Below are 13,758 nucleotides of genomic sequence, written 5' to 3' on the forward strand. Positions count from 1 at the left end.
GGAACGCAGGCCGCCGAGTTCGCGACCGTCCAACCGGCCGGGTACCCACACCCTCGCCGGCTCATGCGTACCGGCGGTACCGGGTTCCCTGGCAGTTGGCTGTGAACGCGTGTTTACCGGATCGGACGCGCAGCGTGGAAGCAATTGAGGCGGGATTCGGTTGAACGCGCAATGCGCATTGGTGTCGTGTTCCCGCAGACCGAGCTTGGTGGAGATCCCGCAGCCGTGCGTGCCTACGGGCAGCGCGTCGAGGAATTGGGCTTCACTCACATCCTGGCCTACGACCACGTCGTCGGCGCCGACCCGGCGGTGCACCGGGGTTGGCAGGGCCCCTACGACATCGACACGACTTTCCACGAGCCGTTCGTGATGTTCGGCTACTTGGCCGCGGTCACCTCGCTCGAGCTCGTCACCGGCGTCATCATCCTGCCGCAGCGCCAGTCGGTCTTGGTGGCCAAGCAGGCGGCCGAGGTCGATCTGCTCACCGACGGGCGTTTCCGCCTCGGCATCGGGTTGGGCTGGAACGCCGTCGAGTACGAGGCGCTCGGCGAGGAGTTCGGCAACCGGGGCAGGCGTTCCGAGGAGCAGGTCGAGGTGATGCGCAAGCTGTGGACCGAACGCTCCGTCACCTTCGAAGGCAAGTACCACACGGTGACCGGCGCCGGCCTGGCGCCCATGCCGATCCAGCGCCCGATCCCGGTGTGGTTCGGTGCCGCGTCGGACCGCGCCTACGAACGCGCGGGACGGCTCGGCGACGGCTGGTTCCCCATGATGGAGCCCGGCCCCGGCCTCGACTACGCGCGTGCGCAGGTGGAGCGCGCGGCGACGGCCGCGGGCCGCGACGCCGGCGGCCTCGGGATGGAGGGCCGGGTCAGCTGGACCGGCGACCCCGACAAGGCGGCCGCCGACATCGCCGCCTGGCGGGCCGCCGGGGCCACGCACCTCTCGGTGAACACCATGAGCGCCGGTCTGGCGACCGTCGACGACCACCTCGCCGCGTTGGAGCGTGTCGCCGCCGACCTCAAGTAGGCCTCGGTTCGTCAGCCGGTGCGGTCGGACCACCCGGGCGGCAGATCGTGCGGCGCGGTGTCGATGACGGTCTCGTCGTCGACACCCACGTACTCGAACAGGGTGATGTAGGCGAACTCGGGGACTTCGTAGATGGGGTATGTGGGCCCCTCGTCACGGTAGGCGCGCATCTCGTCGAGGTGCTCGTTTTGGAAGCACACGGTGCGCTCACCGTGCAGGCGGATCCACTGCGGGAAGAAGATCACGCCGTGCAGGCGGCGCTTGGCCGGCAGGATGTTGACGGCAACGCAGGTGCCGGTCGGCTCGGTCCAGGAGACTTTGAAACTGTCTTCGTCGAGCTGAACGAGGTGGACCCGCTGGCCCTTGACCCATCGGCCGCCGACATGCCCGGAGTGGATGCGGTAGTCGATGGTGGTGGCGTTCTTGACGTACATCTCGTACTGCCAGCCGTTGGCGTATGTGTAGATGAGGCGGTGTCCGACGATTCCCGAAAGATCCTGCGGCGGAATCGGGTTGGTGACGCTGGTCATTGCCATCTCGCCAGCCTATCGGCGAGTGAATCGGTCCTAGAAGACGGCGAACCAGATGGCGACGTATTGGCAGACGGCCGCGAGCGCCGTGCACGCGTGGAAGAACTCGTGGTAGCCGAAGGTCGTCGGCCAGGGGTCGGGCCAGCGCAGGCCGTAAAACACCGCGCCGATGCTGTACAGCGCGCCGCCGACGGCCAGCAACACCGTCGCGGCGGTGCCGGCGTTGTGCAGGATCAAGCCGGTGTACCAGACCGCCACCCAGCCGAGCAGCAGGTAGAGCGCCACGCCCGCCCAGCGCGGCGCCGTCGGCCAGAACAGGGTCAGCGCGATTCCGGCGAGCGCGCCACCCCAGACGATCGCGAGCACGACGTGCCCGGTCCCCCGGGGCATCGCCAGCCTGGCGAAAGGGGTATAGGTGCCGGCGATCAGCACGAAGATCATCGAGTGGTCCAGCCGCCTCATCCACTTCCGGAAGACCGCCGACTCCCAGTGCACCCGGTGATAAACCGCGCTGACGGCAAACATCGCCACGATCGCGAGGGCGTATGTCAGCGTCGAGTGTCCGGCCCGCTTGGAGGCTTCCGCCCACGACACCACGACCAGGGGCGCGCCGGCTACGACGGCGGCGACGGCGCAGTATTGATGGATCCAGCCCCGCATGCGTGGCTTGGCCAGAACCCCGTCGACGGTGGCGGCCGGTGCGCTCAACGTCCCTCCCCCACTCCCGCGATTCGCGTTAGGTGCCGCGATTCCAGGCGATTCAGAGCCTGCCCACATCGTTTCGCCACAGCCTGTGGAAGCGCTCTGTCGCATCTGTGAATGGCGTGTATCCGGGAGTTGCCGTGGCTAGGCCACTCCCTCGTAGACCTGGTTGCCCCCGCGGCGTTTGGCCGCATACATCGCGTCGTCAGCGATCTGGACGAGCTCGCCCACGAGGCTTGCCACGTAAGGCTCGGTGAGTAGGCGCAGCTCGGCGCTGGCGATGCCGATGCTGGCGGTGATTCTCGGGCAGAGTCCCACGAGGGCTCTGCAGAATCGCTCCGTGAGCGGCCGCACATCCGGCGTCCCCGTGGTCAGCGCCGCCAGGAATTCCTCGCCACCCGCCCGGCAGATGACCGCGTCCGCGGGGGCGTGCTCACGCAGCAGCTGCGCCACTGCCTGCAGCGCACGGTCGCCGGCCGCGTGACCGTGGGTGTCGTTGATGCTCTTGAAATTGTCCAGGTCGACCATGACCACCGCGAGGTGGGTGTGGGCCGGCGGCGGACTCTGCAACCGGTGACGCACCGCGTCGGTGAATGCGCGCCGATTCAGCAATCCGGTGAGCCCGTCCTCTTCGGAGCGCCGCGCGTACGTGCCCATGGCCCGCACCATGCCCCAAATTCCCAGGGGCACAGACATGTTGAGGAACACGTTGATCCAGAGAGCGGAGGCCGCCGTGGCCATATTGGCCTCGTGAGCCAGCCGCAGCACCGCCGTTGTGGCGACCGTGGCGGCCACCACGCTGTTGAAGAGCATGAGCCTGGGACCGTGGAAGAACGCGATGTAGCCACCGGGGACGGCCATGGCCGTACACGCGAGAGCGGCCAGCGCCGCGGTGGGCTGCACCATGCTCCACCCGCCGACGAACAACGCTCCTACCGCCACGCCGGCCTGGGACTGTCGACGCGTCGGCCAGCGCCTCAGCCACAACACGGTCACGCCGACCGTGAACGCCGAGGCGACAACCCCGGTGATCACTTCGACGGGACTGGGACCGGTTTGGCTCGGCAACACGGTCAGCGGCACCAACGCCGACGATCCAGCGACGATCGCCATAATCGTTCGTGCCGGGCGCAGCATCCCGTGTTGGCCCAGGAACGCGCTGATCCACTCGTACTGGTCGGGCTGACTCCACCAGGCCCTCAGCCGTGACATCAGCCGGCGAACCTCGAAGGTCCGCGCGCGCTGCCCGGTTCGCCTGTTGACGCTCCGCGTTCACCGGCCACCGGATCAACACCTTTCGTGACCCGCCTCGACCCTTTGTCACATACCTCGTGGGCCACCGGCGGCACCTGCGAGTGCGAATGCTACTCCGTTGTGAGCGTTGTGTTTCGGGTGCCGGATAAGTGCTCAACTGTTGGCAGAACGTTACGGTTAGCCGTAACGTTCACGACGTGGCGGCGACCAAATTGCGATGCTACGAATGCGGGACCGCGTTCTACGGTCGCTCCGACGCGTGCTATTGCTCGGGGGCATGCCGGCAGAAGGCCTATCGGACACGCATCGCGCGCGAAACTTCGGGCATCGCCGGTCCGCCTCGCCCGCGCGACAACACTCAATACGCCCGGCAACTTCGCAAGCGAGCGCAACTCGCCCGCCGGGAGGCCGCCGCGACCCGGCGAGCCGCGGCCGCCGTCCTCGGGGCTGTAAGCCGCCCCCAACCGCCTGGTCCGCCGCAATCCTGTTTCGAATCGGCAGATTCGGGAGATCCTGCCTAGAAGGATCGGTCGAAGCCTTGGAGGAGATGTCGCGTGGATCAGCAAGCCAACATCGACCCACCGCCGGCGCCCGAAGACGCGCGAAAGGCGACCGCACAGCAACGCGAACTGCAGGAAAAACTGGAACACCAAGACGACGACCCGGAAGGACCCGGCTTGCACCAGTCCCGGGACGACCTCCCCGACGAGAGCACCCGATAGAGCCGTTCCGTGCTGATCACCGGCAAGACATGCTGGCGTGTCGAGTGCGCCGATCAGCTGGGTTTGATCGTCGACGCCGCCGACTATTTCCGGTACGTCAAGGCGGCGATGCTGCGCGCCAAGCACCGCATCATGCTGGTCGGCTGGGACTTCGACACCAGGACGACATTCGAAAGGGGCGGGAAGAAACTGGCCGGCCCGAACCAGTTGGGGGCCTTCCTTTATTGGCTGCTCTGGCGAAGGCCGGATCTTCAGATTCACGTGCTGAAGTCCAACCTGCGCCTGCTGCCGGTGTTCGACGGCATCTGGTACGGCATCACCCCGGTGTCGGTGGTGAACCGGCTCAGCAGCAAGCGGTTGCGCTTGGCCATCGACGGGGCCAGGCCGACCGGCTCCGTCCATCACCAGAAGCTCGTCATCGTCGACGACGTCGTGGCGTTCTGCGGGGGCATCGACCTCACGCTGGATCGCTGGGACACCCCGGAACACAAGCACCACAACCGGTTTCGGCGAGCGCTTGGCCGCAGGTACGGTCCGCGCCACGAGGTTGCGACCGCGGTGGACGGCGCCGCGGCGACCGCGCTCGCCGAAGTCGCCCGGGATAGGTGGCGCAGCGCGACCGGCCAGTCGCTGGAACCGATCGGCGGCGCCCACGCCGTATGGCCGTCCGGCCTGGAGCCGATCTTGCGCCGGGTCGACGTCGGCATCGCGCGCACACTGCCCACGTTGAACGATCGTGACGAGGTTCGCGAGGTCGAGGCGCTCAACCTCGCGGCGATCGCCGCGGCGCGCCACACCATCTATTTGGAGAACCAGTATCTGGCGTCCCGTCAGGTGGTCGAGGCGCTGGCCGACCGGCTCAGAGAACACGATGGTCCGGAGGTCGTCATCGTCCTCCCCCGCAGGGGGCTGAACCGCCTCGAGCGGGAAACGATGGACGGTGCGCGCCACCGGCTGATCCAGGAGCTCTGGGCCGCCGACGCCCACCGTCGGTTGGGCGTCTACTGGCCAGAGACCGACGGTGGCGCACCCATCTACGTCCACTCGAAGGTTCTGATCGTCGACGATCGGCTGTTGCGCATCGGTTCGTCGAACTTCAACAACCGGTCGTTGGGCTTCGACAGCGAGTGTGACCTCGCCATCGAGGCGGACCCGGAAGACCAAGCACACCAACCCATTCGGCGGGTGATCAGATCAGTGCGGGACCAACTGGTGTCCGAACACCTGGGCGTGTCGGTCGACCAGTTCGAGCGCAGCGTGCGGGAGGGTGAGTCCGTCCTGCGGGCCGTCGAGACGCTGCGCGGGCAGGGCAAGACTCTGCGGCGGTTCACCACCCGGACCATCGACGGTGAGGACAGCCCGCTGGCCGAGAACGACTTGATGGATCCCAATCACGTCCCGCGATCGCTGACCCGCAGCATGCGGCGGTTGGTGGCAAGACTGTCGCAATGACGGCGGACGTCCTATATACCTGTTCATGATTATCATGTATCGTGACAATCCTGTACCGGGTACAGACGGCGGTCGGGTCATGGTCTTCGAGGAGGCGGTCGGCGATGCGGATTACGGTGTTCGGAGCTACCGGCGGTGTCGGCAGGGAGCTCGTCAAGCAAGGCCTCCAACGCGGTTACGCGGTGACCGCCGTCGTTCGCGATGCCCGGCGCCTCCCTTTGACGGGCCCCGGGCTCCGCGTCGCCACCATCGCCGCGCTCGACGACCCCGGCGCGCTGATTCCCGTGATCCGCGGAAGCGACGCGGTGCTTTCGGCATTGGGTCCGCACGGACGAAAAGACGGGCCCGTCGTCTCGTCCAGCACCCGCGCCATCGTGACCGCCATGGACGCCTGCTCGACGCGTCGTTTTGTCGGCGTCAGCGCTGCCCCCGTCGGCCCGATGGCCGAGGGCGAGGGCCTGGTGAATCGCTGGGTGCTGCTGCCGGTCGTGAAATCCATTTTCCGGAACGTGTACACCGACCTTGCGGAGATGGAAGCCCTGTTGCAGGCCAGCGACATCGATTGGACGGTCGTGCGCCCGCCGCGGCTGGTCGACAAACCCATCGCCGGCCGCTATCGAACCGCCTTAGGCGCCAACGTCGCCCGAGGTTCCTCGATTTCTCGGGCCGACGTCGCGCACGCCATGCTCGAGGCCCTGCCCGCACCGCAGACATTCCGCCACGCGGTCGGCGTCGCGTACTGACGAAAACCGGCCCACGACGCGACTATCCGTTCTTGTGATAATCCTCGGCGCGGTAACCTGGGCCGATGAGTGAGCAGCGCGCCGGTATCGCCGAACTCGACGAACGCATCCCGTTTCTGCTGGCGCAGCTGGGCTCCTATATCAGCAGCGACTTCCAGCGCCGCCTGGCGCCGATCGGGGCCGACCCGCGCACCTACGCGGTATTGGTGGCACTGGCCAGCGACGACGGCCAGTCGCAACGCCAGCTCTCCGAACGCCTCGGCATCCACCGCAACGCCATGGTCACCGTGATCGACAACCTCGAACAACAAGGATTGGCCAAGCGGTTGCCACATCCGGATGACCGGCGCGCGGTCGCGGTCACCCTGACGGCCAAGGCCCGTCGCCTGCTGCCGGCGCTGCACGAGCAGGGCCGCAGCATCGAGGACCAAATCACCGCGCCGCTGTCTGCGAAAGAGAGCGCCACCCTGCGCCGGCTGCTGCAACGCGTCGCCGCCGGAGCGGGGCTCATCCCGGGAGTGCACCCGCAGCTGGCGTGATCGCCCGCGGCTTCCGATCGACACTCGAAACATCGCCGCCGCCGGCGATTTGCTTCCGACTGCACGGGCCTCGGCTCTTGGCACGACCTATGATTGTCATATATCGTGATAATCATTATCCGTGATTGGAGCCGCCGTGCACACTGCATATCTCGTCGTTACCTACATCGCGATCGCGTTCGACGGATTCTCCGGTATCGCGGCGCTGGTCCACTTCGCGCCGATCCTGCCCGGGATGGCCAGCGCCGGTGTGCCGGTGTCTTGGCTGAGGTTTCCCATCGGCACCTTGAAGACCCTGGGCACCGCGGGACTCATCGTCGGGCTGTGGGTGCCGGCCATCGGGATCGCCGCTGCCGCAGGGCTGGTCGTCTTCTTCGTGTGCGCCGTGTACACCCACGTACTCGCCCACGACATCACGGGCCAGATGATGTTCGGCGGATTCCTGCTGGCGCTCAACTGCGCCGCACTGACTGTGGCCATCGCGGCCCACCCGACGGTCCTCTGAGTAACTGGCATGCGTAACACAGCGAGCACCGCCACCCGTTTGCCGCTGCTGTTGGCCCGCGGCAGCACCGCGCTGTTGGCCCTGCTGGCCGTGACACAGGCGGTTTTGGCCGGCGATTTCCTGGGCGGGCAGTACGACGCGCTGATGTGGCATGCGATCGGCGCCAGGGCGATCACCATTTCCTCGGCTGCCCAGATCGCAATTCTGGCGTGGGTCTGGCGGGCCGGCGGCCCTCGCGCACCCTTCTTCGCCAGCGTGGTGCAAACCTTGTTGCTGGTCGCCGAATTCGCCACCGGCGAACTGCATTCCGCGGCGGTGCACGTGCCGCTCGGTGTGCTGCTCGTCGCCGGAATCGTTCAGCTCACGGCGATGGTGTGGCGTACGCCGCTGCCGGCGCGCGCGCCCATTGACGACGTCGCGGTGGCATCGTGAAACGGCGCACCATGCTACGCATGGGCCTGGCCACGGCGGGCGTCGGCATCCTCGGTGCCGGATGGCCGGCGGTGCAGACGGCGCTGGGGCCGGCCGAGCCGGGCAGGCTGCTGCCCAGCCGGGTGCCGCTGCCCCCGCCCTACCAGGTGTCCCTGCCCGTACCGAAGCAGCTGGCACCGGTCGCCAGCGACGCGACCGCCGACTACTACGCGATCACACAGAAAGTGGCAGACCTCGCCATCCTGCCCGGTCTCGCCACGCGCGCCTGGACCTACGGGGGCACGTTTCCGGGTCCCACGATCGTGTCGCGCTCGGGCCGGCGAACCGTGGTCCGCCACGACAACGCGCTACCCGTGCCGGTCGTCGTGCACCTGCACGGGGGGCACACGCCACCCGATAGCGACGGGTACCCCCTCGACCTGATCACGCCGCAGTCGGCGGACACGACCCACGACGGCATGGCAGCGGACATGGGGCGCAACGTCGTTGCCGGACAACGGGAGTACGTCTATCCGATGCGACAGCGGGCGGCGACGCTGTGGTATCACGACCATCGTATGGGCTACACGGGGCCGGCCGTCTGGCGAGGGCTCGCGGGGTTCCACCTCGTTCACGACGACGAGGAGGACGGCCTGCCGCTGCCCCGGGGCCCGCGTGATATCCCCCTGATGATCACCGATCGGTCGTTTGCCGCCGATGGCTCGTTCCAGTACCCCGCCGCGGGCGGCGGCGCGGTGGCCGCGCCCTACATGAACGGCGTCCTGGGGGACGTCGTGTTGGTCAACGGTGCGCCCTGGCCGGTGCTGCACACGGACCCGGCACGGTATCGATTCCGAATCCTCAACGCGTCCAACGCCCGTCGCTACCGGCTGCAGCTCGATCCTCAGCCGGCCGGCGGATCGGCGTTCATCCAAATCGGAAGCGACGGTGGGCTTCTCCCGAGCCCAGTGAGCCACGACGCCGTCGAGATCGCCCCCGCGGAACGCTTCGATGTCGTCGTCGACTTTTCCCGGTATCGGCCCGGCACCCGGGTGCGCCTGGTGAACACGCTCGGAACGCAGTCCGCGGCGCAGGTTTTGCGCTTCGACGTCGTCGGCACGGATCGATCCGACGACTCGGCGGTGCCCGCGCGCCTCAGCGACAGCTTCGCGCTGCTGGACCGCCGCGACGCTTCCGCAACGCGCACGTTCCTGTTCGGGCAGGGCCGCGACGGCCTGTGGACGATCAACAACAAGCCCTATCAGCCGGGTGTTCCGCTCGCGACGCCGCGGCTCGGCGACGTGGAGATCTGGCGCTTCATCACCGACATTCGGCACCCGGTCCACGTGCACCTCAACCACTTTCAGGTCCTGTCGCGCAACAACAAGCCGCCCGGCCCATACGATGGCGGATGGAAAGACACGGTGGACGTCGCGCCGTCCGAGGCGGTCGAGGTAGTCGTGCGATTCGATGACTATCGCGGCACCTATCTCGTGCACTGCCACAACCTCGAGCACGAAGACATGGCCATGATGGCCGACTTCGTCACCGTCTGATGGATCCGGCGCATTCAGCGCCGGAAGACCACCCACCTCATCGCGCTGTACATGTACACGGCCTCACACACGCCGGCCACCAGGCGCGACAACTGGTATTGCACGCCAAGGGCCGTCAACACGCTGGACACCCCGAGGATGAACGCCAAGTAGTTGACGACAACGACCGCGGCGTAGACCACAACCTGCGGTCCGACCGGGGCATGGGACCGAAAGTTGAAGGTGCGGTTGAGTAGGTAGCTCAGCGCGAACGCCGACGCGTACGCGATGGTGACCGCGACCGGAACCGGAAGGCCCAGGCCGCTGCGCAAACCCGTGAGCATCGCGAGGTCGAGGCCGAAGGTGACACCGTTGATGAGGCAGAAGCCCAGGAACGTCGGCGCAATGACCGATCCGAGCCCCCACGGAAGCCGATCGACGACCGCCTCGCAGAACCGATGGAATCGGTCGACCGGCCGTGATCGGCTGGTACGCAATTCGGCTCGCACCCGGCTACCGTCCCACGGCCAGGTATCCACCGTGTGATCAGTGGGCCAACTCTCCGCGGAACTTCAGGCCGACCCGCGCTGAAAATGTAAAGAGGCCCTCGTTTCCGCGGTGCTAAGTAGCATACGACGAAGGTTTGGTCGTCTGCGCCGTTGAAGTGTGCCGTCGAGGAGGGGCCAGGGCCGTCGAAATGCATTGGATCGGCGTGTGGTGGCGTCAACCCGACCACTACGACTGGCTGTCGGACTATCTCGCGGCGCGCGGGTTGAAGCCGTTCGTCCGATTCCTACTAGTTGCCATCCTGGCGACGCTGGCCGTCGCGACGTTGCTGATGCTCGGCAGCCCGTCGGGACCGCGAACGCCCGCGCAGCGTGCCGTGGCGCTGGTGTTCATCGTCAGTCTGCTCGGAATGGCGTCGGTGTGGGCGCTGAGTTGGCCGACACGCGTTCAATCCCAAGTGTTTTCAATGGTCGGGACGCTCGGCCTCGCCGCGACATGCCTCATCGAGAGCGATCCGCGCAGCGGGATGCTGGGGTGCGCGGCGTTCGGCGGCCTGGCGGGTTACGTCGCGTTCTTTCATTCCGCACGTCTCCTGGTTTTCACGTTGGACACCGCGTTGGCTGCCGCGGCGGTGTGTGCCGCCCGGATCGCCGCGGCCGGTGACGTATCGATGGCGGCGGCCAAGTTGCTGGTGCTGAGTGCGGGCATTCTGGCCGTGCCGTTTTGCGGACAGATACTCGTGCACTGGCTGTCGGTCGACGCGCTGAAGTCCTCGACCGATCCGCTCACCGGCCTGCGCAACCGGCGGGGTTTTTATCGGTCGGCGTCCAGGTTGTTGTCGACGAATACCGACGCCCGCTGTCTGAGTGTCCTGATGGTCGATCTCGATAGCTTCAAGCGCATCAACGACACCTACGGTCACGCCACCGGGGACCGCATCCTGGTGGCCGTCGCCGACAACCTGCGTCGCATCAGCGCGGGCACAACGGTGATCGCCCGGGTCGGCGGGGAGGAATTTCTGGTGGCCGAGACCATCGGCGCCCCCGATGCCCTGCAGACCGCCGAGGCGATGCGGCTGGCAATCGCCGCTACGCCATGGGGTGTGACGGCCAGCTTGGGCGTGAGCAGCATACGGCTGTCGTCGGAAGACGCGGCCCTCGACCGGCAACTCGTCGAACATCTCGTGGAGGCCGCGGACCGCGCGATGTACGAGGCGAAACGCGCTGGGGGGAACCAGGTTCGGCACGCCGACATTCCGGTGCCGCCCGGCCGCTGAAACCTAGTCGTGGTTGCGGGCCTCGCCCACGAGATTGATGGCGCGGTAGCTCTTGCCCCGGCCGCTCGCGGCCGGACTTACGATGATCATCGCCGCGTCAACCGGTGTCGACCATGCGGTGTCGGCGCCGGTGAAGCGGATGCTGGGGACCAGCAGAGTCGCGGTGACCGCCTTGCGCCCCTCGCCTTTGAGATTGACCATGACACAGCGGCCGTCGAGGTCGGGGACGTCACCGGTGCGGACGGTGTTGTGGTAGAAGTCCAGTGACCGATGCGAGTCGGAATACCACAAAACCCGCTCATTCTTGAGGTCACCGAACGTGAAGTACGCGAGCGTTATGCCCCCTCCGGTGAGGTCGTATCGCAAGGCTTCCATTGCCGCCTTCGAGCTGCTCGCCGGCTCAATCACCGCGAACTTGGCTCCCGACAGTTCGAGCAGCCCGATCAGATCCGCGAGCTTTCGTTGATACGCCGCGTCCGACAGGTCGTTCGAGTAGACGGTATGTGTGCGACCGCCGTCGGTAATGGTCGTCTTGTACTCGACGAGGTCGGCGCCACCGGGCTTGGTGATGGTGGCCGGCAAGCCGTAGAAGTTCATTTCGGCGGCGACAGCACCCATCCGTCGCGCAGAGCCGTGCGGCACAGCCGCCATGTCGACGGGCCCGAGCCTCTCAGCTCGGCCTACCCAACCGCCGCACCGCTCGATCGTGACTTCCATCGCCGCCCTTTGCTCGAAGACCGCCACCGGACGCCAACAGCCTCTCAGCCGCCACGTCGGGCCGCATGAGTAGTCGACTACTTAACTTGCCGCCGTAATTCAGGTCGGCAGTAGACGCGGAAGATCCAGGTGCCGCAGTCCGTCGACATCCTGGAACGACACGACGCGACCGACGCCCTGCGGCACGAGAGTGAGGACGTGCAGGGCATGCAGGCGGTGCTGTCCATCGGCGGTCGCCGGATAGAGAGCCACCGCCGGCTGGCCGTTGGCGGTGGTGCGGATGACCGGAGTGCTCCCGAACGCGCGCATGCGCGCACCAAGGAAGCCGCCGATCGCCCCGGCGCCCCAAAACCACGTGAGGAACGGCGGCATCTCGAAGATCGCGTCCTCGGTTAATACCGCGACCAACCCGTCAACGTCGGCGTTCTGAAATGCGGCGACATACCGGTCGAGCAGTTCGCGTTGCCTCGGCTCCGACGGCTGGACCAGCGAGTCGCTGTTCGCGGGGACACGCGCGCGGGCGCGCTGTAGGGCGCTGTTGACCGCGGGCACGCTCAGGTCGAGCAGCGTCGCGACTTCGGCTGCAGACCAGCACAATACGTCCCGCAAGATCAGCACCACCCGCTGCCGCGGGGGAAGAAGTTGTAGGGCGGCCACGAAAGCCAGTCGCATGGATTCGCGTGCGGCCACCACCGTGCCGGGATCGGTGGTCGTGGCGGTCAACAACGAATCCGGCGCGGGCTGCAGCCAAGTCACCTCCGAATCAGCCGCGACAGGGTGCGTGGTGGGGTCGGCCGCCGGAGCGTGCAGGTCCGACGGCAGGGGGCGGCGCTTGCGGCGCTCGACCGCCTTGACGAACGCGCGCGTGGCAATGGCATACAGCCAGGTGCGCAGCGACGAGCGGCCTTCGAACCGGTCGTACGCTCGCCATGCGTCCAGGTAGACGTCCTGCACGACTTCCTCGGCGTCGTCGACCGAGCCGAGCATGCGGTACCCGTAGGCGATCAGCTCCCGACGAAACGGCTCGGCGAGCCGCGCGAAGTCCTCTCCCCCACGGTCAATGGTGGTGCTCATGACGATCCGGTGCCCCGTAGGTGTCGTGCCATGGCCATTCGTTGATGTAGCGCTGCCGGCCCAGCGGGGTTAGATCGAGGAACCGGTAGGTGCTCAGCATGACATCGGCGCCGACACCGTAGGCCGAATAGGTGTGGAACACCCTGTCCCCATCCCGAACGAAGACGCTCACCCCTTGCCCGTCGGTGCCGTCCGCCGCGACGTAGGCCAGCCCTTCGCGCAGCAGCGCGGCCTTGTCCTTGTAGTTGTATTCGACGGGTCTGATCGACTCATCGTTGCTGACGTGGAAGTCGTAGTTGAAGTCGCTCCCGTGCGACGAGTACCAAGGCAGGCGCCATCCCATTCGCGCCTTGAACTGGCTGATCGTCGGATACGGCACTCGGGACACCAGGGCCAGCGTCGTGTCCGCACCCTCGTTCAGGTGCACGGGATCCGGCATGTTGTCCACGGCGAACGAGCAGCTCGGACAGCCCTCATCGAGGTCGTGCAGCCACATGAAGTGGTAAACGATCAACTGGCTGCGGCCCTCGAACAGCTCGCTCAGCGTCACCCTGCCGTCGGGCCCTTCGAACATGTAGTCCTGGTCGATGGCCACCGCGGGAAGGGCGCGCCGCTGCTCGGCGAGCGCGGCGAGCTGTCGGCTGGCGGCCTTCTCCTTGGCCAGCAGATCCAGACGTGCCGTCAGCCACTCCTCGCGCGACGCGGTATGGGTGATTTTCATTTCGACTCCTCTCCTCGGCAGTACTGAGGAGCGCGACCGTC

General features: G+C 66.9%; 16 protein-coding genes. 9 read left to right on the forward strand and 7 right to left on the reverse strand.

All coding sequences use genetic code 11. The annotated features are described in order from the left end of the window. Window positions 1–171: 171 nt before the first annotated feature. Window positions 172–1,029 (forward strand): LLM class F420-dependent oxidoreductase, encoded by an 858-nt coding sequence (locus AWB89_RS23840; RefSeq protein ID WP_085177005.1) that lies wholly within the window; start codon window positions 172–174, stop codon window positions 1,027–1,029. 11 nt (window positions 1,030–1,040) lie between these two features. Here AWB89_RS23840 and AWB89_RS23845 read toward each other — a convergent pair whose 3' ends face one another. The 3 genes from AWB89_RS23845 to AWB89_RS23855 form a co-directional block, all read right to left on the reverse strand. Further along, window positions 1,041–1,559, reverse strand: coding sequence for a phenolic acid decarboxylase (locus AWB89_RS23845; RefSeq protein WP_085177007.1), 519 nt, complete (start codon window positions 1,557–1,559; stop codon window positions 1,041–1,043). A 36-nt stretch (window positions 1,560–1,595) separates the two neighbouring features. After that, on the reverse strand, window positions 1,596–2,336 hold the full coding sequence (gene trhA, locus AWB89_RS23850; RefSeq protein ID WP_085097847.1) for a PAQR family membrane homeostasis protein TrhA: 741 nt from the start codon (window positions 2,334–2,336) through the stop codon (window positions 1,596–1,598). Window positions 2,337–2,405: 69 nt separating this feature from the next. Beyond that, window positions 2,406–3,473, reverse strand: coding sequence for a GGDEF domain-containing protein (locus AWB89_RS23855; protein ID WP_085097844.1), 1,068 nt, complete (start codon window positions 3,471–3,473; stop codon window positions 2,406–2,408). A gap of 596 nt (window positions 3,474–4,069) precedes the next feature. Here AWB89_RS23855 and AWB89_RS27595 point away from each other — a divergent pair. The 7 genes from AWB89_RS27595 to AWB89_RS23885 all read left to right on the forward strand — a co-directional run bounded on the left by AWB89_RS27595 (window position 4,070) and on the right by AWB89_RS23885 (window position 9,443). Further along, the gene (locus AWB89_RS27595; protein WP_169716616.1) at window positions 4,070–4,237 is read left to right on the forward strand and encodes a hypothetical protein; all 168 of its coding nucleotides are present in this window, start codon (window positions 4,070–4,072) and stop codon (window positions 4,235–4,237) included. A gap of 9 nt (window positions 4,238–4,246) precedes the next feature. After that, a complete protein-coding gene (locus tag AWB89_RS23860; RefSeq protein ID WP_085097840.1) occupies window positions 4,247–5,689 on the forward strand; it encodes a phospholipase D-like domain-containing protein in 1,443 nt (480 codons plus the stop codon). A gap of 104 nt (window positions 5,690–5,793) precedes the next feature. Then, the gene (locus tag AWB89_RS23865) at window positions 5,794–6,432 is read left to right on the forward strand and encodes an NAD(P)-dependent oxidoreductase (protein ID WP_085177009.1); all 639 of its coding nucleotides are present in this window, start codon (window positions 5,794–5,796) and stop codon (window positions 6,430–6,432) included. Between the two features lie 65 nt (window positions 6,433–6,497). After that, on the forward strand, window positions 6,498–6,971 hold the full coding sequence (locus AWB89_RS23870) for a MarR family winged helix-turn-helix transcriptional regulator (protein ID WP_085097833.1): 474 nt from the start codon (window positions 6,498–6,500) through the stop codon (window positions 6,969–6,971). Between the two features lie 136 nt (window positions 6,972–7,107). Next, entirely contained in the window at window positions 7,108–7,476 is a 369-nt protein-coding gene (locus AWB89_RS23875; RefSeq protein WP_085177011.1) for a DoxX family protein, read from the forward strand. 9 nt (window positions 7,477–7,485) lie between these two features. Next, window positions 7,486–7,908 (forward strand): hypothetical protein, encoded by a 423-nt coding sequence (locus tag AWB89_RS23880; RefSeq protein WP_174627869.1) that lies wholly within the window; start codon window positions 7,486–7,488, stop codon window positions 7,906–7,908. A 20-nt stretch (window positions 7,909–7,928) separates the two neighbouring features. Beyond that, the gene (locus AWB89_RS23885; protein WP_241520585.1) at window positions 7,929–9,443 is read left to right on the forward strand and encodes a multicopper oxidase family protein; all 1,515 of its coding nucleotides are present in this window, start codon (window positions 7,929–7,931) and stop codon (window positions 9,441–9,443) included. 14 nt (window positions 9,444–9,457) lie between these two features. On the opposite strand, the gene AWB89_RS23890 is transcribed toward AWB89_RS23885, so the two are convergent. After that, the gene (locus tag AWB89_RS23890) at window positions 9,458–9,931 is read right to left on the reverse strand and encodes a GtrA family protein (protein ID WP_085177015.1); all 474 of its coding nucleotides are present in this window, start codon (window positions 9,929–9,931) and stop codon (window positions 9,458–9,460) included. Between the two features lie 374 nt (window positions 9,932–10,305). Between AWB89_RS23890 and AWB89_RS23895 the strand changes: the two genes are divergently transcribed. Further along, window positions 10,306–11,205, forward strand: coding sequence for a GGDEF domain-containing protein (locus AWB89_RS23895; RefSeq protein ID WP_241520586.1), 900 nt, complete (start codon window positions 10,306–10,308; stop codon window positions 11,203–11,205). A gap of 3 nt (window positions 11,206–11,208) precedes the next feature. Here the strand turns inward: AWB89_RS23895 and AWB89_RS23900 are convergent, their stop codons facing one another. The 3 genes from AWB89_RS23900 to AWB89_RS23910 all read right to left on the reverse strand — a co-directional run bounded on the left by AWB89_RS23900 (window position 11,209) and on the right by AWB89_RS23910 (window position 13,717). Continuing rightward, window positions 11,209–11,949: a protealysin inhibitor emfourin gene (locus AWB89_RS23900; RefSeq protein WP_142282618.1), complete on the reverse strand. Its 741-nt coding sequence runs from the start codon at window positions 11,947–11,949 to the stop codon at window positions 11,209–11,211. 72 nt (window positions 11,950–12,021) lie between these two features. After that, a complete protein-coding gene (locus AWB89_RS23905; protein WP_085177020.1) occupies window positions 12,022–12,996 on the reverse strand; it encodes a sigma-70 family RNA polymerase sigma factor in 975 nt (324 codons plus the stop codon). Beyond that, the gene (locus AWB89_RS23910; protein ID WP_085177022.1) at window positions 12,980–13,717 is read right to left on the reverse strand and encodes a DUF899 domain-containing protein; all 738 of its coding nucleotides are present in this window, start codon (window positions 13,715–13,717) and stop codon (window positions 12,980–12,982) included. The genes AWB89_RS23905 and AWB89_RS23910 overlap by 17 nt, the downstream gene beginning before the upstream one ends. Between the last annotated feature and the right edge of the window lie 41 nt (window positions 13,718–13,758).

Origin of the sequence: Mycobacterium paraense (assembly GCF_002101815.1) — a bacterium.
GTDB lineage: Bacteria > Actinomycetota > Actinomycetes > Mycobacteriales > Mycobacteriaceae > Mycobacterium > Mycobacterium paraense.

Bases quoted from the DNA above. Each gene is read 5' to 3' on its own strand.
- AWB89_RS23845 (WP_085177007.1), bottom strand. From the start codon at position 1,559: ATGACCAGCGTCACCAACCCGATTCCGCCGCAGGATCTTTCGGGAATC.
- AWB89_RS23870 (WP_085097833.1), top strand. From the start codon at position 6,498: ATGAGTGAGCAGCGCGCCGGTATCGCCGAACTCGACGAACGCATCCCG.
- AWB89_RS23880 (WP_174627869.1), top strand. From the start codon at position 7,486: ATGCGTAACACAGCGAGCACCGCCACCCGTTTGCCGCTGCTGTTGGCC.
- trhA (WP_085097847.1), bottom strand. From the start codon at position 2,336: ATGTGGGCAGGCTCTGAATCGCCTGGAATCGCGGCACCTAACGCGAAT.
- AWB89_RS23865 (WP_085177009.1), top strand. From the start codon at position 5,794: ATGCGGATTACGGTGTTCGGAGCTACCGGCGGTGTCGGCAGGGAGCTC.
- AWB89_RS23910 (WP_085177022.1), bottom strand. From the start codon at position 13,717: ATGAAAATCACCCATACCGCGTCGCGCGAGGAGTGGCTGACGGCACGT.
- AWB89_RS23840 (WP_085177005.1), top strand. From the start codon at position 172: ATGCGCATTGGTGTCGTGTTCCCGCAGACCGAGCTTGGTGGAGATCCC.
- AWB89_RS23885 (WP_241520585.1), top strand. From the start codon at position 7,929: ATGGGCCTGGCCACGGCGGGCGTCGGCATCCTCGGTGCCGGATGGCCG.
- AWB89_RS23855 (WP_085097844.1), bottom strand. From the start codon at position 3,473: ATGTCACGGCTGAGGGCCTGGTGGAGTCAGCCCGACCAGTACGAGTGG.
- AWB89_RS23905 (WP_085177020.1), bottom strand. From the start codon at position 12,996: ATGAGCACCACCATTGACCGTGGGGGAGAGGACTTCGCGCGGCTCGCC.